The organism is Oleiagrimonas sp. C23AA (assembly GCF_011759385.1).
GTDB lineage: Bacteria > Pseudomonadota > Gammaproteobacteria > Xanthomonadales > Rhodanobacteraceae > Oleiagrimonas.
On sequence record NZ_JAARLY010000006.1, the window covers coordinates 217,424 to 237,742 of the forward strand.

The window sequence follows — 20,319 nt, forward strand, 5'->3', positions numbered from 1 at the left end:
GGCGCATCTCATTACACCCGGGAGAAGGGTTTATTTGACGTGGGCGAGTATGCCGTCCAGCTCGTCCAGGCTGTGATAGTGGATCACCAGCTTGCCCTTGCCGCCACGGCCGTGTGCCAGCTCCACGCGGGTGGCCAGACGTTCGGACAGGTCGCGCTCCAGCGACTGGATGTTGGCGTCCTTGGACGCTGCCTTGCCCTTCTTGCCGCCGGCCTCGCTCTGCGCGCGTCGCGCGGCCTGCTCCAGCTCGCGCACGGTCCAGCCCATGCGCGAGGCCTGCAGCGCCAGCGGGCGGGCAATTTCCTCGGGCAGGGTCAGCAGGCAGCGGGCGTGGCCCATCTCCAGCTTGCCTTCATCGAGCAGGGTCTTGATCGATTCGGGCAGGTCCATCAGACGCAGCAGGTTGGACACGCTGGCGCGCGAGCGGCCCACCGCTTCGGCGGTCTGCTGGTGGGTCAGGCCGAATTCGTCGATCAGGCGTTTGAGCGCCAGTGCCTCTTCCAGCGGGGTCAGTTCCTGGCGCTGGATGTTCTCGATCAACGCCATGGCCAGCACGGACTGCTCGGGCACGTCCTTGAGCAGGGCGGGAATCTCGGCCAAACCGGCGCGCTGCGCGGCGCGCCAGCGGCGCTCGCCGGCGATCAGCTCGTAGCGGTTGCGGCCAATCTCGCGCACCACCACCGGCTGGATAAGCCCCTGCGCCTTGATCGAGTCGGCCAGTTCGTCCAGTGCTTCCTCATTCCAGTGCCGGCGCGGCTGGTACTGGCCCGGCTCGATGGCCTGGATCGGCAGGTTGCGCAGTTCGCCTTCCTGGCGCGTGATGCTGCCGTTGTCGCTGTCTTCGTTGCCGAGCAGGGCATCCAGTCCACGCCCGAGTCCGCGTTTCTTCGCCGCCATGCCAGCTCCTATGGGGTGGTGACGGCCGCAGCCGCCTTGTTGCGTTCGCGACGGATCATTTCGCCGGCCAGGCCCAGGTAGGCGATGGCGCCGCGCGAGCCGCGGTCATACAGATTGATCGGCAGGCCATGGCTGGGCGCCTCGGCCAGACGCACGTTGCGCGGAATCATCGAGCGCAGCACCTTGTCGCCAAAGTGCTCGGTCAGCTGCGCCGAGACCTCGTTGCCCAGGTTGTTGCGCACGTCGTACATGGTGCGCAGCAGGCCTTCCAGTTCCAGCTTCGGGTTCAGGCGCTGGCGCACGGCACGCACGGTGTCGAGCAGGCCGGACAGACCCTCCAGCGCGAAGTACTCGCACTGCACCGGAATCAGCACGCCATCGGCGGCGGTCAGCGCGTTGAGCGTGAGCAGATGCAGCGATGGCGGGCAGTCGATCAGGATGGTGTGATAGCGCTCGCCCAGCTGAGCCAGCTGGTCGGCCAGGCGCGATTCGCGCGCGATCGCGTCCATCAGCTTGACCTCGGCCGCGGTCAGGTCGCCATTGCCCGGCAGCAAATCGAAGCCGGCCTCGGTGTGCACGATGGCGTCGGCGATCGGGGTTTCTTCCAGCAGCACCTCGCAGCCGTTGGGCTTGGTCTCGGCCTTGTCGATGCCCGAGGCCATGGTGGCGTTGCCCTGCGGGTCAAGGTCGACCAGCAGCACCTTGCGCTTGGCCTCGGCCAGCGCCGCGGCCAGGTTGACCGCGGTGGTGGTCTTGCCGACGCCGCCTTTCTGATTGGCAATGGCGATGATGCGCGTCATGGAGTCCCCTTGCCGTATGCGGTGGCCGTCGCGCGTGGCGCGCGCAGCGGCAAAGTCGAAACGATAGCCCAGCCGTCAGCGGTCGGGCCAGACGCAAAGCCTAGCACCGCCATCATGCCGCGCGTCGTTCCAGCACCACCAGGTGCCGTTCGCCGTCCACGTCCGGCACGCGCAGCGTGTGGATATCGCGCACGGCGAAGGTGTCCGGCAGGGCGGTCAGTTCCGCATCGGGCTGGCGGCCCTTCATGGCCAGCCAGGTGCCCCCCGGCGCCAGCAGGTGGCCGCCCCAGGCCAGCATGTCGGCCAGGCTGGCAAAGGCGCGCGCGGTAATGCATTGGTACTGGCCTTCGGCCTGTTCCACGCGCTGCTGCTTGACCTGCACATTGGGCAGCGGCAGCGAGCGCACGGCCTCGCGCAGAAAACGCGCCTTCTTGCCGTTGGTGTCGAGCAGGCACACCGCGCGTTCGGGCGCGGCCAGCGCCAGCGGGATGCCGGGCAGGCCGGCGCCGGAACCGATGTCGAGCAGGCTGTCGCCGCTGATGTAGGGAGCGATGCTCAGCGAATCGAGTAGATGGCGCGCGACCTGCTGCGCCGGATCGCGGATCGCGGTCAGGTTGTAGGCCTTGTTCCAGCGTTCCAGCAGGGCCTGGTAGTCGAGCAGCCGCTCGCGCGCCGCGCCGGGCAGTTCAAGGCCCAGCGCGGTGAGGCCAGCATCAAGTTGGCGGGAAAGCTGTTCACGCCCCATGGGGAGTTCATGCCGCGCCTGGCGCGGTTCGGTGTGCTGCGGGCCGACAAGTATCCGCATCGGCGGCCCGTAAATCCAGCGGTGCCCAAGCCGCAGGCGCCTGATGCCTGTCAGCGCGACCCCAGGTCGACGCGTGTCACCAGCAGGCCACGCGGTCGCAGCTGGGCGTTGAGCATATGCTTGAAGTGGTGTCCGCGTTGCGGCTGGGTCTCACTCGGTGTATGCGTCCACATCGTGTGCAGCTCGGTACCGATCAGGCGTTCGGCATCTCCGATGATCGCCGCTGCCTGCACCGGGTCCAGCACCTGCCAGTAGATGTGCGCATGCTGACCGTCGGGACCATCCACGCCCAGCGTGTGCCCGCCCAGACTGATTTTGTGGGCAATGCGCTCGGCCAGGGGCCAAATCCAGTGCACGCCGGGCATCAGCAAGCGGGGCGATGGCCGGCCGATGCGGCGTAGGGAGTAGACCTGCCCCTCCGGAATGCGACGCACGGATGCGGCGGCCAGAAGGCCCAGCACGGCAATCGCGACAATGAGGATGGAAGGGTCAATCATGGTAGGAAAATCCATGACTTGCGGTCGTTTATTCAGAACGCTTCGGGAAAAAGCATACAGCGCCCTGATGACAGTTGCATTAATTTTCTTTTAACGCCGCTTGCATGGGATGAAAAGTCCATGCCTGGCGCGTGGGCGTACGCTGGTGCTTCCTCATCGGCAATACCGAATCGGGCTTGATGTGGAGAGGGCGGATTTGTGATCGACGTCGCATTCGTCGAACCCCTCCACCGACGACGTCTGCCTGTCCGGGCTCAGGGCAAGCGGTCAGAAGGGGGAGACGTGGTATGGGAATAGCTGTTTGGTGGCGATGTCGGCTGGGCCAAAGGTCATGGAATGTATTTGTGTATTTGTGTTCTGATTCGATATGTTTTGCATAGCATTTTGGAAACGTTTACATTCGGACATTCCCAGAATCAGTCGTGAGCTGCGCCTACCGTGTCCGTGACCATCAAAGATGTCGCCAAGGCCGCCGGGGTCTCCGTGGCCTCGGTATCGCGCGCGCTCAATGGCCACGACAACGTCACGCCGGCCACGCGCGAACGCATCATGGCGATTGCCGCCGAGCTGCGTTACATGCCCAACGGGGCGGCGCGAAGCCTGATCACGCGTCGCACGCAGACAGTCGGTGCGCTGCTGCCAGACCTGCATGGCGCGTTCTTCTCCGAGCTGATCCGTGGTATCGACCTGGCTGCCCGTCAGCGCGGGCTGCACCTGTTGGTGTCCAGTTCGCACGGCTCGCCGGACGAGACTGGCGCCGCACTGCGAGCCATGCTCGGTCGGGTAGACGGCTTGCTGTTGATGTCACCGCATGCCGATGACGATTTCCTTGCCACGCACCTGCCGCCGGCGCTGCCGACGGTGCTGGTCAACACCTGGCTCGGCAATGGCCAGCACAGCTCGATCAGTGTCGACAACCATGGCGGTGCGGTGACCATGGTCGAGCACCTGGCGGGGCAGGGTTACACACGCATCGCCTTCATCGGCGGGCCGGCGCACAACTACGAGGCGCGCGAGCGCCTGCGCGGCTACCGCGAGGCCATGGCGCGCTGTTGCCCCGGTGTGGAGCCGCTGATCTATGCGGGTGACTTCACCGAGGAGGCCGGCCACGCCGCCGGCTGCCTGGCCGTGGCGCAGCGCCCACAGGCGGTGTTCGCCGCCAACGACATGATGGCCATCGGCTGCCTGGCCGCACTGCACGAAGCCGGTCTGCGCGTGCCGCACGACATGGCCCTGGCCGGGTTCGATGACATCCCGATGGCGCGCTACCTGACGCCGCCGCTGACCACCATGCGCATCCCGATTGCGCAGATTGGCGAGCAGGCGCTGCAGGATCTGGTGCTGGCCATCGATCCACCCGAGCACTTTGCCACCAGCGCACGTACCACACCGACCGAACTGGTGGTGCGCGCCTCCAGTGAAGCCGGTCGCGCCGACTGAAGCCGGCACGCGTTGGTGCGTTTTTACGTTCAACCCGTGTTGCTCGCCGTGTGTTGGCGGGCTGTAACGAAGCATCCGCCATGTCCGGTGTTTCCAAAGCGGTGTGTTGCCGCCGCCGTCCGTTGCGGGCGACGGCTGGCGTGTGGCAAGCCCAAAGCCTTGCCGCGCGCCGGGCTGTCGCGGTGTGGAGAGCCGCGATAGCGTTGCCGAAAGAGGGCGCAGAAACGGCGCGTCTTTTTCGGCACACATGTCCTGAAGAAACTCGCCCTGTGTTTGCATCGACAAAGGATCCGATGCCGGGGCACCGACCGTACCGAGAGTGACCGATGTCGTCAGTGATTCGCCGTTTTGTGCCCGTGGTGGCCTTTGCATTGACCGCGCTGGTAGGCACCAGCGCCGCCCAGGCCCAGCAGACCATGCCGGCCCATCCCGCCCCCGACGTGGGCGACCAGCCGCCGCCGGCCTCGCAGATGTGGACGCCGTTCCTGAGCGACCTGGAGCACCGCACGTTCCAGTTCTTCTGGGATACCACCAACCCGAAAAACGGCCTGGCGCCGGACCACTGGCCGAAGAAGTCGTTTTCCTCCATTGCCGCGGTCGGATTTGCGCTGACCGCCTACGGCATTGGCGTGGAGCGTCACTACATCACCCGCGAACAGGCGGTCGATCGCACCCTGACCACGCTGAAGTTTTTCGCCAATGCGCCGATGGGCACCAGCGAGGACAACGACACCGGCTACAAGGGGTTCTATTACCACTTTCTGGATATGGACACCGGCAAGCGCTACAACCGTGGCGTGGAGCTGTCGACCATCGACACCACGCTGCTGATGGGCGGCGTGCTGTTCGCGCAGAGCTACTACACCCACGACACGGTCAAGGAGCGCCAGATCCGTAAGTTGGCCGATCAGCTGTACCGTCGCATCGACTGGGCCTGGGCGCAGAACCACAAGCCGCTGGTATCGATGGGCTGGACCCCCGGTGGTGGTTTCATCAACCACGACTGGGAAGGCTATGACGAGGGCATGATGCTGTACGTGATGGCGCTGGGCTCGCCCACCCACCCGGTGCAGCCCGATGCCTGGACCGCCTGGACCAAGACCTACAACCGTACCTGGGGCATGTTCAACGGCCAGAAGCAGTTGGGCTTCGGTCCGCTGTTCGGTCACCAGTACAGCCAGGCCTGGATCGACTACCGTGGCATCCAGGACGCCTACATGCGTTCCAAGGGACTGGACTACTTCGAGAACAGCCGTCGCGCCACCTACTCGCAGCGCGCCTACGCCATGGCCAATCCGGCCAAGTTCACCGGCTACGGCAAGAATGTGTGGGGCCTGACTGCCTGCAACGGTCCGGCCAACGTGACCTGGGAGAACAACGGCGTGCGCCGTGTGTTCCACACCTATTCGGCGCGCGGTGTCAGCATCGTGCGTGCCTACGATGACGGTACCATCGCCCCGACCGCCGCCGGTGGCTCGATCGCCTTCGCACCGAGGATCGTGATCCCGGCACTGACCACCATGCACGACCGCTACGGCAAGTACATCTACGGCAAGTACGGCTTCTTCGATGCCTTCAACATGACCTTTCATGTGAAGCACGCCGAGCTCGGCACCGGCAAGCTGTACCCCGATTTTGGCTGGTCTGACACCAACTACCTGGGCATCGACCAGGGCCCGATCCTGCTGATGCTGGAGAACTACCGCTCCGACTTCGTGTGGAAGGTGATGCGCCAGAACAAGTACATCCGTCGCGGCTTAAAGCGTGCCGGTTTCACCGGTGGCTGGCTGGACAAGAGCACGCACTGACCGCCACGCCGCCGGTGTTCAGGCCGTATGCTTTGGGTCCATGACTTTACGGCACGGCCTGGGCGCGGACGCATGACGGTGGCCACTCGACACAGTTTCGTGCGACGCACGATCACGGTATGCATCGCCGTGATCGGCGTTGCGCTGCTGGGTGGTTGCCAACGCGCGGCGCCTGCTGCCGAGCAGGGCATCACGCTGCATTTCTGGGCCATGGGTCGTGAGGCCGATGCCGTGCGTCAGGTGATGCCGGCCTTCGAGGCCTCACACCCCGGCGTGCATGTGGATGTGCAGACGCTGCCGTGGGCCGGCGCCCATCAGAAACTGTTGACCGCCTTTGCCGGCGACACCACGCCCGACCTTTGCCAGTTGGGCAATACCTGGATTCCCGAGCTGGCCACGCTGGGCGCCCTGGCGCCGCTGGATCGGCAGGTGGCCGATTCCAGGGTGGTGCGGCCGGGCGATTATTTTCCCGGCATCTGGGACACCAATCGCCTGCACGGCACCTTGTACGGCGTGCCGTGGTACGTCGACACGCGGCTGTTGTTCTACCGCAAGGATCTTTTGGCGCGCGCCGGTTTTGCTCACCCGCCGCGCACCTGGGCCGAATGGGCAACCCAGCTGGCGGCCATCAAGCGCCAGGCCGGTCCCGATCGCTATGCCATCTTGCTGCCGACCAACGAATTTGAGCAGCTTGAATCGCTGGGTTTGCAGCAAAGCGAGCCGATGCTGCGCGACAATGGCCGCTACGGCAATTTCCGCAGCCCCGGCTTCAAGCGAGTGCTGGCCTTCTACGCGCAGATGTACCGCAAGCACTGGTCGCCGGTGGTGGCCAACACCGAGATTCCCAATGTCTGGGCGGAATTCGCGCGCGGTTACTACGCGTTCTACTTCTCAGGGCCATGGAATATTGCCGAGTTCAAGCAACGCATGCCCAAGGCGCTGCGCGACAAGTGGGCCACCGCGCCGCTGCCGGGTCCGCATGGGCCGGGCACCTCGCTGGCCGGGGGGTCCTCGCTGGTGATTTTTCGCGCCTCGGCGCACAAACGCGCCGCCTGGCAGCTGATCGAATACCTGTCCCGGCCGGCCGTGCAGCGGCGCTTCTATCAGTTGGTCGGTGACATGCCGCCGCGGCGCTCCAGCTGGGACAACTCGGCGCTGGCCGATGACCCCTACGCCAAGGCCTTCCGTGTGCAGCTCGAGCACGTGCGGCCGGTGCCCAAAGTGCCCGAGTGGGAGCAGATTGCCACCGAACTGCGCCTGGTCGGCGAGCAGCTGGCGCATGGCCAGTTGAACGTCGATCAGGCCGCCGACGAGCTGGACCGGCGCGCCGACCAGATTCTGTCCAAGCGGCGCTGGATGCTCGATCACGGGCGCACGCCATGAGGCGGCGCTGGGTGCCGTGGGTGTTCCTGACGCCGGCGCTGATCGTGCTGGGCGTGTTCTTTGCGTTGCCGGTGATCGGTGGCTTCATCCTCAGCCTGACCGATTTCGACGTCTACGCACTGGCCGACCTGCACAACCTGCGCTTCGTCGGTCTGGAAAACTATCTGGCCCTGTTGCGGCGCCCGCTGTTCTGGCGCGCGCTGGCGCACACGATGTACTTCGTGGTGGTGGGCGTGCCGCTGTCGATCATGGCCTCGCTGGGCGCGGCGTTGTTGCTGAACTCGAAACTGGCGCGCTTCAAGGGCTTTTTCCGCACCGCACTGTTTGCGCCAGTGGTGACCACGGTGGTGGCGGTGGCAGTGATCTGGCGCTATCTGTTCAATACCCGCTACGGCCTGGTCAATTACGCGTTGCACAGCCTCGGTGTGCAGCCGGTGGACTGGCTGGGCGATCCGCACTGGGCCATGCCGACCATCATCGCCTTCGCGGTGTGGAAGAACTTTGGCTACAACATGGTGATCTTCCTGGCCGGTCTGCAGGCCATTCCCACCGACCTTTACGAAGCCTCGCGTATTGATGGCGCCTCGCCCTGGCAGCGCTTCCGGCATATCACCTGGCCGATGCTGGGGCCGACCCTGGTGATGGTCGGCGTGCTGACCATGTCCGGCTATTTCCAGCTGTTTGCCGAGCCCTACGTGATGACCGAGGGCGGTCCGCTGCAAAGCACGGTAAGCGTGCTGTATCTGATGTACGAAGACGGCTTCAAGTGGTGGAACCTGGGCCTGGCCTCGGCCGTGGCTTTCATGCTGTTCGTGCTGATGTTCGCGGCCACGGCCCTGCTGATGCGTGCGGCCCGCAAGCGGGGGCTGGCATGAACCCGCGCGCGGCCCGCGCCGTCATCAACGGGCTGCTGGTGGGTGTGGCGGTAATCGCGCTGTTTCCGCTGGCCTGGATGCTGTCGGTGTCGTTCATGCAGCCGGGGGCGGCCAGCAGCCTGCCGCCGCCGCTGCTGCCCGCGCACCCGACGCTGGCCAATTACGCGCGCCTGTTCGGCTACGCCGGCATGGGCCGTTACCTGCTCAACAGCTTGGGTATCGCCACTGGCATCACGCTTTTGTCGCTGGCGATCAACCTGATGGCCGGCTATGCCTTTGCCAAGCTGCGCTTTGCCGGCCGCGAGGCGACCTTCCGCACTCTGCTGGGGGCGCTGGTGATTCCGGCGCAGGTGACCATGATGCCGCTGTTTCTGATGCTCAAATGGATGGGGCTGGTCAACACCTATGCCGGCGTGGCGGTGCCCATGCTGGTGTCGGTATTCGGTATTTTCCTGGTGCGCCAGTACGCGCGCGGCCTGCCGGATGAGTTGCTGGAGGCGGCGCGCATCGATGGCGCCAGCGAGGCGCGCATCTTCGTGCAGATCGTGCTGCCGCTGCTGCGCCCGATCGTGGTCACACTGGCCATTTTCACGTTCCTGGCCAGCTGGAACGACTTCATGTGGCCGCTGATCATCCTGACCGGGCAGGAGCACTACACGCTGCCGATCGCGCTGGCGGCGCTGTCGCGCGAGCATGTGCAGGATTCGGAGCTGATGATGGCAGGCTCCGTGGTGACCACCATGCCGGTGTTGGTGCTGTTTCTGGTGATGCAGCGTTATTACATTCAGGGCTTGCTGGTGGGCAGCGTGAAGGGCTGATGCAGCAACGGCCGCGCGAGGCAGCCGTTGTTGTATCTCAAAGACGAAAGCGCTTATCAGCCTGCCGCGGCGCGCCTGGGTGCCTGTTCGGGCGGCAGCAGCGAGCGGCCCGACTCGATCACGGCCATCGCGGCGGCGCCAAGCAGGCCGGCGTAGGGGTGGGTAATCACGCGCGTGCAGATCGATTGCACCGAGGCGCTGAGACGGCCCTTGGTGCCAAAGCGCTCACGGAAGGCGCCCTTGCGCAGCCATGACAGCAGCAGCGGCGGCATGCCGCCGGCCAGGTACACGCCATCCCAGGCGCCCAGGGTCAGGGCGACGTCGCCGGCCACGGCGCCGAACACGGCGCAGAACACTTCCACCGCGTGCACGCAGGTTTCATCCGAGCCTTCGTTGGCGCGGGTGGTGATCTGTTCGGGCGTGAGCTCTTCACGGCTGCGGCCATGGATGTCGGCCAGCGCTTCGTAGATGTTCTGCAGGCCGCGGCCGCAGATCAGGCGTTCGTTGGAAATGCGGTGACCGTAACGCTGACGCAGGTGCTCGCGGATCGCGGTTTCCTCGTCGTTCTCCGGCGCAAAGCCGGTGTGGCCGCCTTCGGTTTCCAGCACGTAGGGCTTGCCCTCGCGCACGATCAGGCCACCCACGCCCAGGCCGGTGCCGGGGCCGAGCACGGCGAAGTTGTGCGGACCCTGGCCGATCGGCGCCGGCGCGGCATCGCCGACCACTTCCAGGTCCGATTCGGTCAGCAGCGGCACCGACATGCTCATGGCGGCAAAATCGTTGACCAGTTTCACGCGCGCTATGTCGAGCTTGGCGGTGATGTCCGGTGCGGAGATCTTCCACGGGCTGTTGGTGGCGTGCACCTCGTCGCCGACGATGCGTCCGGCGATGGCCAGCACGGCGTGGCTGACCTGGGCGCCGGTGTCGCTCAGGTACTGGCGTGCGGCGTCGGCCAGCGAATCGTAGTCGGCCACACGGTAGCGCTTGATGCTGTCCGACAGCAGCGGGGCGTGCTGCGACGGCGCGGCAAGGGCAAAGCGGGCATTGGTCCCGCCGACATCGGCCAGGAGCGTATGCGACGAAGAGGAAGACGTCATGAACAAAACCGTATGAAAAGTTGCGTGGCGCCCCACTCAAGGGCAACCCAATTCCTTAGCTTACATCGACGGCGGCAGCGTTGCCTGCGTCGTGCGGCGGATGGCCGGTTCCATAGACCGGGCGGGCGCTGGCCAGGGCCGCGCCGTTGGATTCGATGATGGCCTGATAAAGATGCGAGGTGCCCTTGCGGGTACGCTTTTGCGTGGCGTAATCGACGTGCACCATGCCAAAGCGCTTGGCAAAGCCCAGCGACCACTCCAGGTTGTCCAGCAGCGACCAGCCAAAATAACCGCGAAGGTCCACGCCGGCCTCGATGGCGTCGTGGCAGGCCTTCAGATGCTTGATCAGATAATCCTGGCGCAGCGGATCGAACAGCACCGGCCCCTCCACCGTCGGCGGATCGTAGAAGGCCGAACCGTTCTCGGTGATATAGATGGCTGGATTGCCATAGCGCTCCTTCAGCCACACCAGGGTGTCGGTAAACGCAGGCGGGTACACCTCCCAGCCGGTGTCGCTGTAGGTGGCGCCGGGCTGGCGCACGGCGCTGGCGCGGGTCGGGTACTGATGCGGATCGTCGCGTACCACGGCGCGGGTGTAGTAGTTGAGGCCGACGAAGTCGATCGGCTGGGCGATCAGCGCCATGTCCTCGGCCGGCCAGTCGCGCCAGGCCTCGCCGAACACCTCGCGCAGCCCGTCCGGGTAGCGGCCGCGCAGTGCCGGATCCAGGTACTGGCGATTCATGTAGTGATGCGCGCGGCGCGTGGCGGCGCGATCGGCTTCGCTGTCGCTGGCCGGGTACTTGGGCTCGATGTTCACCACCAGGCCGATCTGATGCTGACCGACTTCGCGATAAACCTGCACCGCGCGCCCGTGCGCGCGCATCAGGTGATGGCTGGCGCGCGGGGTTTCGTACAGATTGCGATGCCCTGGCGCGAGCACGCCGTTGAGGTAGCCGCCATCGGTGACCACCCACGGCTCGTTGAGCGTGGCCCACAGTGGCACGCGGTCATCCAGCGCCTGAAAGCAGACGCGGGCGTAATCGGCAAACCATTCGGCACTGTCGCGGTTGAGCCAGCCGCCGCGGTCGTCCAGCGCTTCGGGCAGATCCCAGTGATACAGCGTGGCCATCGGCGTGATGCCGTGCTCAAGCAGGGTATCGACCAGGCGCTGGTAGAAATCCAGCCCTGCCGCGTTGACCCGGCCGGTGCCCTCGGGCAGCACGCGTGCCCAGCCGATGGAGAAGCGATAGGCGGTCAGGCCCATCTCGGCCATCAGCTTGACGTCATCGCGCATCCGCCGGTAGTGGTCGCAGGCAATGTCGCCGGTATCGCCGTTGTGCATCATGCCCGGCGTATGGGCAAAGCGCTCCCAGATGCTTGGTCCGGCGCCGTCGGCCAGCGGCGAGCCCTCGATCTGGTAAGCGGCAGTGGCGCAGCCCCAGAGAAAGCCCTCCGGGAAGGTATAGGAACGGGACATCGGCGACCTGACAGGCGGGAACTGTGCGAATCCGTGATGGAAACGATTACATGTCAGAATACCGGAGCCGGCCGGTGAATGCACTGCGCACTGGCGCCCGGCCGTCGCTGCGGGCAGCATGAAGCAGGCCGGTTTCGCTCGCGCGCCAGGCCATAGGCGGCGCGCGGCAGCAGCGGTTGGCACATCACTCGGAGGCTATTCCCCGCATCATGGCAAGCGTCAGTCTGGACAACGTGCACAAGGTCTACGACGACGGCCAGGTGGCAGTCGAGGAAGCCTCCTTCCACGTCGACAGTGGTGAACTGCTGGTACTGGTGGGCCCGTCCGGCTGCGGCAAGACCACGCTGCTGCGCATGATCGCCGGGCTGGAGGCGATGACCTCGGGCACGCTGAGCATCGGCGACACCATCGTCAACGAGGTCGAGCCCAAGGACCGCGACATCGCCATGGTGTTCCAGAACTACGCGCTGTATCCGCACATGAGCGTGGCCGAGAACCTGGCCTTCGGACTGAAATTGCGCGGGCATGGCCGCGAGGTGATCGCGCGGCGTGTGGCACAGGCGGCCGAGACGCTGGGTATTTCCGCGCTGCTGGCACGGCGCCCGGCACAGCTTTCCGGCGGTCAGCGCCAGCGCGTGGCGCTGGGCCGTGCACTGGTACGTGAGCCGGCGGTGTTTTTGCTCGATGAGCCGCTGTCCAATCTGGATGCGCGCCTGCGCACGCGCATGCGCGTGGAGATTGCCCGGCTGCATCGGCGCCTTCGCGCGACCATGATCTACGTCACCCACGACCAGGTCGAGGCGATGACGCTGGGTCAGCGCATCGTGGTGCTCAACGAGGGCCGCATCCAGCAGGTCGACACGCCGATGGCGTTGTACGAACGCCCGGCCAACCTGTTTGTTGCCAGCTTCCTGGGCAGTCCGGCGATGAATGTGTTCACCGGGGTGCTGAGCTGCCGCGATGATCATCATGCCGAACTGGTGATGCCTTCGCGCACGCTGGACCTCGGCCGCGTGCCGGCCGCTTTCAGCCATTGGCACGGCCGTGAACTGGCTCTGGGTTTGCGTCCCGAGGAGCTGCTGCCCGGTGGGGCGCCCCCCGGCCTGGGCGGGTTCGAGGCCTGGCTGGATGTGGTCGAACCGGTCGGCAACGAGGCCTTTCTCAACCTGAGCCAGGATCACGCACCGGTGGTCAGCCGCATTGCCGCGCGTCCGTTGCCAACCGCGCATCAGGCGCTGCACCTGCATTTCGATGCCGCGCGCCTGCATGTGTTCGATGCCGGCAGCGGGCTTCGCCTCAACTAAAGTCGAAGCCGATCCAGGGCGGCATGGCGCCGCATGGGCGTGGGGTCGCGGTGATGCGGCGGCGTACAATGGGTACCTTGGCGCCAAGCCTTCGCCAATGTTTCCCAAGGAGTCCCCATGAGCTACCCCGCCGTCCGCATGCGTCGCATGCGCAACGATGCCTTCTCCCGCGCGCTGATGCGCGAAACCGTGCTCAACGTGCAGGATCTGATCATGGTGGCCTTCGTCTGCGAGGGCGAGAACACCCGTCAGCCGGTGCCGTCGATGCCGGGCGTGGAGCGCCTTTCCATCGACCTTTTGCTGAAGCTGGCCGGCGAGGTGGTCGAAGCCGGCATTCCCGCGCTGGCCTTGTTCCCGGCGCCGGGCGAGGGCTGCAAGAGCGAGGATGCGCGTGAGGCATTCAATCCCAATGGCCTGTTCCAGCGTGCGGCGCGTGCGCTCAAGGAGGCCTATCCGCAGCTGGGCCTGATTGGTGATGTGGCGCTGGACCCCTACACCACGCATGGTCAGGACGGGTTGATCGATGACGCCGGCTACGTGATGAACGACGAGACCATCCAGGTGCTGGCCAAACAGGCGCTGGCGCAGGCCGAGGCCGGTATCGATTTCGTCGCGCCCTCGGACATGATGGACGGGCGCGTTGGTGCCATCCGCCGGGCACTGGACGAGCACGGCCATATCCGCACGCGTATCCTGGCCTATTCGGCCAAGTACGCCTCCAGCTTCTACGGCCCGTTTCGTGATGCGGTGGGTTCGGCCGGCAACCTGGGCGGTGGCGGCAAGCACACCTATCAGTTGGATGTGGGCAACGCCGACGAGGCGCTGCGCGAGGTCGAGATGGACCTGGCCGAGGGCGCCGATGCGGTGATGGTCAAGCCGGGCCTGCCGTATCTGGACATCGTGCGCGCGGTGAAGGAGCACTTTGCGGTGCCGACCTTCGTCTATCAGGTCAGTGGCGAGTACGCCATGCTCAAGGCGGCCGCGCAGAATGGCTGGCTGGATGAACGAGCCTGCGTGCTGGAGGCGTTGACCAGCATGAAGCGTGCCGGCGCCGATGCCATCCTCACCTACTTTGCGCTCGATGCCGCGCGCTGGCTCGGTGAGGCGCGCTGACCACACCGCGGCGGCGCATCGATGCGTCATGGGCGCATGACATAATCGAACGCGGGGCCTTTCGGAGCACAAACGCGTGCACTCGCATCATTTCCTGCAGTCAGCGGTGATCTTCCTGCTGGCGACGGTCGTTGCCGTGCCACTGGCCAAGCGTTTCCGCCTTGGCGCGGTGCTCGGCTACCTGCTGGCCGGCATGGTCATCGGCCCCTCGTTGCTGGGCCTGGTTGGCGATACCGAGCGGGTCGCACAGATCTCCGAGCTGGGCGTGGTACTGATGCTGTTCGTGATCGGCCTGGAGTTGTCGCCGCAGCGCTTGTGGGTGATGCGGCGGGCAGTGTTTGGCACCGGTCTGGCGCAGGTGGTGGTGTGTGCGGCGGCCATTTCCTGGCTCGGTCACGCCTGGGCGGGCATGGACTGGCGCGCTGCCGGCGTGGTCGGTGCCGCACTGGCGTTGTCGTCGACGGCGTTCGGGCTGCAGATTCTCGCCGAGCGCAAGGAGGCGGGCAGCGCCTACGGACGCCAGGGATTTGCCATCCTGCTGTTTCAGGATCTGGCGGCGATTCCACTGATCGCGCTGGTGCCGTTGCTGGGTCATATGGATGGCGGTCCGGTCTCGCCGTTTGACCTCGGCGCCATGGTGCGCGTGGTGGCGGCGATCCTGGCGGTGATGGTCGGTGGGCGCTACTTGCTGCGGCCGCTGTTTCGTGTGGTGGCGCGCACAGGCAGCGTCGAGGTGTCCACCGCCACCGCCCTGCTGGTGGTGATCGGCACCGCCTGGCTGATGGCGCTGGTGGGGGTGTCCAGCACGCTGGGGGCGTTCCTGGCTGGCTTGCTGCTGGCCGACTCGGAATATCGCCACGAGCTGGAATCGCATCTGGAGCCGTTCAAGGGCCTGCTGCTGGGGCTGTTCTTCATCAGTGTCGGCATGTCGGTGGATCTGGGATTGCTGCTGCGCGAACCGCTGCTGGTGCTGGGGCTGGTGGCTGCACTGATTGCGCTCAAGGCTGTGCTCATCTGGCCGCTGGGACGTCTGTTCGGACGCCTTGGCGCGGCCGACGCGTTGCGACTGACAGCACTGCTGGCCAGTGGCGGCGAGTTCGCCTTCGTGGTGCTGGACCTGGCCTGGCGCGATCACCTCCTGGCCGATGCACAGCGCCATGTGCTGGTATTGGCGATTACCCTGTCGATGGCACTGACCCCGTTGATGGTGGCCGGGGTCGGTTCGCTGCTTGGCCGGCGCAAGCCGCGCCGGCAGCCGGAGTTCGACCGCATCGAAGCCGATGCGCCACGCGTGATCATCGCCGGTTTCGGTCGCGTGGGTCAGATCGTGGCACGTGCGCTGCGTGCGCAGGGCATTCCTTTCGTGGCGCTGGAAAATTCCGTGGAACAGGTGGAGTTTTCGCGCCGCTTTGGCGGTACCTCGCTGTTCTTCGGCGATCCGGCACGGCCCGAACTGCTGCGCGCCGCACAGGCCGACAGCGCCGAGGTGTTCGTGCTGGCCACCGACGATCCGGAAGCCAATGTGCGCACTGCGCGCCTGGTGCGGCGCCAGTTTCCACATCTGAAAATCGTCGCCCGCGTGCGCAATCGCCAGCATGCCTTCCGGCTCATGGATATGGGCGTCGACGAGCCGGTGCGCGAAACCTTTGACGGCTCGTTGCGCATGACCGCCCAGGTGATGCGGGCGTTGGGCATGGACGAGCAGCGCGTCACCGCGCGCATCGATCGCTTTCGCGCCCACGACGAGAAACTGCTGCGTGATCAGCATCTGATCTACGACGACGAGACGGCGCTGGTTCAGACTTCGCGCGAGGCCTATCGTGATCTGCAGCAACTGTTCGAGGCCGACCAAGCACGCGAAGCCTCAGAATCATCAGGGACTTAGCGTGTGGCGTGGTGCGCCTCCAGACTGGACAGGAGCCTCCCCTCGGGTACACTCGGTCTGTCGAAATCGTAAGAACTTTCGATTTTCGATCGGATAGTATACAGTTCGTCAACACGCTGGGGGCGTGGGCCCACATGGAGACAGACATGACTGCTACAACCGAATTGCTCGACCAGTATCGTCAGGCCAAGGGCCTGAAGTCCGACAATGCCGCCGCACTGTCGCTGGGTGTGAAGCGTCAGACCATCAACAACTGGCGCATGCGTGGCTCGCAGGGAGAGCCGCACCTCATCGAACGCATGTGCGAAGCCCTGGAAATCGATCCGGCGCCGTGGTTGCTGCGCGCGTTGCGCGAGCAGTCGCACAATGCCAACAAGCTGGTCTGGGAACGCCTGACCCAGCGTCTGGGCTACGCCGCGGTGGCCCTGGTATCCGTTTTTGCCAGCAATGGCCTGCTCAGCGGCGACGGCCTGCTGGGTTCGGCACTGATGTAACCCACCGGCGAGGCCAGAAGTGCCTCACAGGTACCACCCCCTTGCCGCGTATGTAGAGTGGCCGGCCGACGTATCTCAGTCGGCCGGCTGGGCGGGCTGACGCAAGGTCTGCCGCACGCTGGGCACGGCGCCTACGCCGCCCAGCTCCACCGCAATGTCCGCAAATCCCACCACCTGCGCCACTTCCGCCGGCGTGCGTCCGAAGCTGTCGACGGCATGGCGGTCGGCGCCGCGTGCCATCAGCAGGCGGGCCGGCGCCAGCAGGGCGTGCAGGGCACAGGCGTGCAGCGCGGTGACCCCGCGCGCATCGGCATGGGCCGGGTCGGCCCCGGCATCCAGCAATACGGGAAGCAGGGCGCCCAGATGAGTTGCATCGCTGGTGGCCGTGCCCGGCGCCATGTGAGCCCCCAATAGGGTCAGCAGTGGGCTCAATCCCTGGCGGGTGATGGCATTGACCGGGACTTCGTGCTTGAGCAGCGCATCCAGCAGGCGGCGACAACGCAGGCTGTCGCGACTCTGGAAGCAGAACTGGGCCGCCACGTGCAGCGCATTCTGGCCTTGCTCGTCACAGGCGTCGGCCTTGGCACCGCGCTCGAGCAGCAGTTCGACGATGTCCGGATGACCCAGCGCCGCCGCCAACAGCAGCGTGGTACCACCGCCGGGCAATGCCTGTTCGGCGCATGCTTGTCGCTCAAGCAAGGCGGTTACCGCGTCGGCATGGCGTCCGTGCACGGCAGCGGCGAGCGGCGTGACGCCGGATTCGGCGGCCAGTGCGGTGTCAGCGCCTGCCTCGAGCAGCGCCTGGATGCAGTCGTGATGACCGCCGCCGCACGCGTGCAACAGGGCGGTGGCGCCATGGTTGTCACGGGTGTCGGGGGCAAATCCCAGCTCCAGCAGGCGCGCCACGGCCTCGGCGTCGCCGGCGGCGGCGGCCGCTGGCAGGTCGATGGCGTGCAGACGGCGGCGCGGTAGCGACCAGGCACCGGACCAGCGCAACCAGTGCTGCAACATGCTGTCGCCCATTGCCATGGCCAAGCCCAGAGCGGTCTCGCCCTGCGCGTCGGCGGCTTCCGGATCGGCGCCGTAGTGCACCAGCACTCGCACCGCTGGCGCGGCATCCGTGCCATGCAGCAGTGCCACATGCAATGCGCTGCGGCCATGGCCATCACGCAGATTGGGATCGGCGCCACGCTCGAGCAGGGTCTCGATCAGGTCCTGGGCACGCAGGCGGCAGGCCAGATGCAGGGGGCTGGCGCCTTCTTCGTCGACGCCGAACGGATCGGCGCCGGCTTCGAGCAGGTTCTGCAGCAGCGTCATTGCTGCCTCGTCGTCGGGCTGGCAGCTGCGTAGCGCGCGGGCGATGAGGCCAGCGCCGGCGGACGTTGCGCCTGCTTGGCGAAGTTGGCTCAGCGCCGCGACATGGCTGCCAAAGTCATCCAGCAGCCGGTCAAACAGACGCGTGCCGCAAGCCAGTCGTGCTTCGGCGTCCAGTCCGTAGCGCAACAGCCACAGGCGGGCCTGGTCGTGACTGGCGTCAGCCAGCTCCAGGTAGATAGCAGCCAGCGCATGGGCCGGCCAGCTCGCCAGCGCCTCGCGGAAGGTGGCCGCGGTGCTCCACTGGCGCTGTCGCAGGGCGTCGGCCAGGTGCCGTGGGCCGCGGGTGGCAGCGTCGGGGGACGGCGCGTCATCGGTTTCAGTATCCCTGGCATCGTCCAGGCTGGCCGGGCGCGGCGAATCGGGGTCCATGAGTGCGACCAGATCCCAGCGCCCGGTGGTGGCGGCGTGGTCGAGCGGGCTGCGGTCGTCGCCGCTGTGCGCATGCGGATCGGCGCCGTGCTCGATCAGCGCGCGCACCGTGTCCAGCCGCGCGCGGCTGGACTGGCAGGCCAGACTCAGCGCATCTCGACCATAGCGGTCGCGAAGATGCGGATCGGCTTTGGCGTCCAGCAGTGCCTGTACCACGCTATCGGCGCCGACGCGGGCCGCCTCCATCAGCGCGGTGTTGCCGTTGTGGTCGGCCAGGTCCAGGCGTGCACCGGCGGCGATCAGGCTGCGCACGATGGCCGCGTGACCTTCGCTGGCCGCGGCGATCAGGGCGCTGCGGCCCTGCGTATCGACGGCGTCGGGCTTGGCCTTGTGTTTGAGCAGCAGCTTGATGCCATCGATGTCGTCTTCCGGCCCGCTGGCGGCGCTGACCAGGGCCGGCTCGCCACCGCCTGGCGCGGTCGCGGCGCGATGCTCCAGCAGAAAGGCCGCCAGCGGCCAGTTGCCGGCGCGGCAGGCCGCACCCAGTGGTGACACGCCGTGCCGGTCGAGCGCATTGATGGGTGCCTCGGCATCCAGCAATACTGCGGCCACATTGGGTTCGGCGCTGAGTGCCGCGCCATGAAGCGGCGTGCGCCCGTCCTGGTCGGTTACGGTCGGGTCGGCGCCGTTGGCCAGCAGCATCAGTACCGCTTCCGGGCGGCCGTGATAACTGTCGCGGGTGGCGGCCAGCAGCGGCGTCAGTCCGCCCTGGGCACGCTTGATGTCGGCGCCGGCAGCAATCAGCGCGCGCAACAGGCGGGTATCGGGCAGCAGTGCCGCCAGCGTGGTCACCGGACGGCGATCACGGGCCTGCGCATCGGGTTGCGCGTTGGGGTCGGCGCCGGCTTCCAGCAGAGCCAGGGCGCGTTCGATATCACCCTGGCGCGCGGCCTCCAGCAGGGCGGCTGTATCGGCGCCGACATTGCGGGGCGGGCTCAGGTTTGGCGCGTCACCTGGCCCGCGGGGGTGTTCCCGGTCAGGTTCCGTCGCCGCCGGCTGCGCGGATGCGGCGGCGCTTGGCGTGCCTTCAGGCTCCTCTGTGTGGGCCGAGGAGTCGTGACCGTCGTGGGCTCTGGCGCCGCGGCGTTCGCACAGCATGACGCGAAGCGTGCGGTTGGCTACCACCAGACCGCCCAGTGGCAGCACCAGCACGCCGTAGAGGATCAGGCCGGCGGTACGCATTTCCTCGGGCAGCACGCCGTAGGTGCCGGTCAGGGCCAGGCCGCCGAAGGCCATCACCAGAAGGCTGAAGGCCGCCGGCAGGAAGTGCGTGAAGAAATGTTCTTCTGCCGAAAGATGGCGGGCGAAGCTCAGGCTGCGGCGCAGGGCGGTGAAAATCCATGAGCCCTGCTCCTGCGCTGGAAAGGCATCGTCCCAGACAAACACCAGTCCGAACACGGGCCACAGTCGCCACAGCACCCCCAGCGACACGGCCAGCGCGCCCGACAGCAGTAGTGCCGCGGTAAGCGTAGCGGCATGGGTCAGTACCACCAGTGGCCAGGCCACCAGCAGCAATACCAGTGCGGTATAGGCGGTGAACAGCACCATATGCGCCACGCCGCGGCGCAGCACCGTGTGCGTGAATCGCGGCTCTGGTTCGAAGCCGATCGCATGGCAGACCGCGGCCATGCTCAGCGAGTTGGCCAGCAGCAACGGGATCAGTACCAGTGGGTGCGTACCGAAGGCGGCCAGAGCCACGGCGACCAGGGCCGGAGCAAACCAGAGCAGGGACTTGAGGCGGGACGGCTGATGATGGTGCGGTTTATTGGGCGGCATGGGGCGAGTATACGAATCGATCACGGAATTTGCGGTAATGCAGC

General features: G+C 66.3%; 16 protein-coding genes. 9 read left to right on the forward strand and 7 right to left on the reverse strand.

Annotated elements, in window-relative coordinates; all coding sequences use genetic code 11:
• Positions 1-30: 30 nt before the first annotated feature.
• The 4 genes from HBF24_RS11735 to HBF24_RS11750 all read right to left on the reverse strand — a co-directional run bounded on the left by HBF24_RS11735 (position 31) and on the right by HBF24_RS11750 (position 2,999).
• Positions 31-897 carry a ParB/RepB/Spo0J family partition protein gene (locus HBF24_RS11735; protein ID WP_167173095.1) on the reverse strand — a complete coding sequence of 289 codons (867 nt, stop codon included), beginning with the start codon at positions 895-897 and terminating at the stop codon, positions 31-33.
• A gap of 8 nt (positions 898-905) precedes the next feature.
• Positions 906-1,697 carry an AAA family ATPase gene (locus HBF24_RS11740; RefSeq protein WP_167173096.1) on the reverse strand — a complete coding sequence of 264 codons (792 nt, stop codon included), beginning with the start codon at positions 1,695-1,697 and terminating at the stop codon, positions 906-908.
• Between the two features lie 112 nt (positions 1,698-1,809).
• On the reverse strand, positions 1,810-2,442 hold the full coding sequence (rsmG, locus tag HBF24_RS11745; RefSeq protein WP_206064302.1) for a 16S rRNA (guanine(527)-N(7))-methyltransferase RsmG: 633 nt from the start codon (positions 2,440-2,442) through the stop codon (positions 1,810-1,812).
• 110 nt (positions 2,443-2,552) lie between these two features.
• Positions 2,553-2,999, reverse strand: coding sequence for a hypothetical protein (locus HBF24_RS11750; protein WP_167173100.1), 447 nt, complete (start codon positions 2,997-2,999; stop codon positions 2,553-2,555).
• 438 nt (positions 3,000-3,437) lie between these two features.
• Here HBF24_RS11750 and HBF24_RS11755 point away from each other — a divergent pair, with 438 nt between their 5' ends.
• The 5 genes from HBF24_RS11755 to HBF24_RS11775 all read left to right on the forward strand — a co-directional run bounded on the left by HBF24_RS11755 (position 3,438) and on the right by HBF24_RS11775 (position 9,323).
• On the forward strand, positions 3,438-4,439 hold the full coding sequence (locus HBF24_RS11755) for a LacI family DNA-binding transcriptional regulator (protein WP_167173102.1): 1,002 nt from the start codon (positions 3,438-3,440) through the stop codon (positions 4,437-4,439).
• Between the two features lie 326 nt (positions 4,440-4,765).
• The gene (locus HBF24_RS11760; protein WP_240922498.1) at positions 4,766-6,247 is read left to right on the forward strand and encodes a glucoamylase family protein; all 1,482 of its coding nucleotides are present in this window, start codon (positions 4,766-4,768) and stop codon (positions 6,245-6,247) included.
• A 144-nt stretch (positions 6,248-6,391) separates the two neighbouring features.
• Positions 6,392-7,630 carry a sugar ABC transporter substrate-binding protein gene (locus HBF24_RS11765; RefSeq protein WP_240922531.1) on the forward strand — a complete coding sequence of 413 codons (1,239 nt, stop codon included), beginning with the start codon at positions 6,392-6,394 and terminating at the stop codon, positions 7,628-7,630.
• A complete protein-coding gene (locus tag HBF24_RS11770; RefSeq protein ID WP_167173106.1) occupies positions 7,627-8,505 on the forward strand; it encodes a sugar ABC transporter permease in 879 nt (292 codons plus the stop codon). The genes HBF24_RS11765 and HBF24_RS11770 overlap by 4 nt, the downstream gene beginning before the upstream one ends.
• Positions 8,502-9,323 (forward strand): carbohydrate ABC transporter permease, encoded by an 822-nt coding sequence (locus tag HBF24_RS11775; RefSeq protein ID WP_167173108.1) that lies wholly within the window; start codon positions 8,502-8,504, stop codon positions 9,321-9,323. The genes HBF24_RS11770 and HBF24_RS11775 overlap by 4 nt, the downstream gene beginning before the upstream one ends.
• Before the next feature lie 56 nt (positions 9,324-9,379).
• Here the strand turns inward: HBF24_RS11775 and glk are convergent, their stop codons facing one another.
• Together glk and HBF24_RS11785 are read right to left on the reverse strand one after the other, a co-directional pair.
• Positions 9,380-10,420, reverse strand: coding sequence for a glucokinase (glk, locus tag HBF24_RS11780; protein ID WP_167173110.1), 1,041 nt, complete (start codon positions 10,418-10,420; stop codon positions 9,380-9,382).
• A gap of 55 nt (positions 10,421-10,475) precedes the next feature.
• Positions 10,476-11,897, reverse strand: a complete 1,422-nt coding sequence (locus tag HBF24_RS11785; protein ID WP_167173112.1) for a GH1 family beta-glucosidase — start codon at positions 11,895-11,897, stop codon at positions 10,476-10,478.
• A gap of 209 nt (positions 11,898-12,106) precedes the next feature.
• On the opposite strand from HBF24_RS11785, the gene ugpC reads away from it, so the two are divergent.
• The 4 genes from ugpC (at position 12,107) to HBF24_RS11805 (ending at position 16,693) form a co-directional block, all read left to right on the forward strand.
• The gene (gene ugpC / locus HBF24_RS11790) at positions 12,107-13,201 is read left to right on the forward strand and encodes a sn-glycerol-3-phosphate ABC transporter ATP-binding protein UgpC (protein WP_167173114.1); all 1,095 of its coding nucleotides are present in this window, start codon (positions 12,107-12,109) and stop codon (positions 13,199-13,201) included.
• A gap of 117 nt (positions 13,202-13,318) precedes the next feature.
• A complete protein-coding gene (hemB, locus tag HBF24_RS11795) occupies positions 13,319-14,314 on the forward strand; it encodes a porphobilinogen synthase (protein ID WP_167173116.1) in 996 nt (331 codons plus the stop codon).
• 76 nt (positions 14,315-14,390) lie between these two features.
• The gene (locus HBF24_RS11800) at positions 14,391-16,199 is read left to right on the forward strand and encodes a monovalent cation:proton antiporter-2 (CPA2) family protein (protein ID WP_167173118.1); all 1,809 of its coding nucleotides are present in this window, start codon (positions 14,391-14,393) and stop codon (positions 16,197-16,199) included.
• Positions 16,200-16,345: 146 nt separating this feature from the next.
• The gene (locus HBF24_RS11805; protein WP_167173120.1) at positions 16,346-16,693 is read left to right on the forward strand and encodes a hypothetical protein; all 348 of its coding nucleotides are present in this window, start codon (positions 16,346-16,348) and stop codon (positions 16,691-16,693) included.
• A gap of 75 nt (positions 16,694-16,768) precedes the next feature.
• Here HBF24_RS11805 and HBF24_RS11810 read toward each other — a convergent pair whose 3' ends face one another.
• Positions 16,769-20,299, reverse strand: a complete 3,531-nt coding sequence (locus HBF24_RS11810) for an ankyrin repeat domain-containing protein (RefSeq protein ID WP_343162759.1) — start codon at positions 20,297-20,299, stop codon at positions 16,769-16,771.
• Positions 20,300-20,319 lie beyond the last annotated feature (20 nt).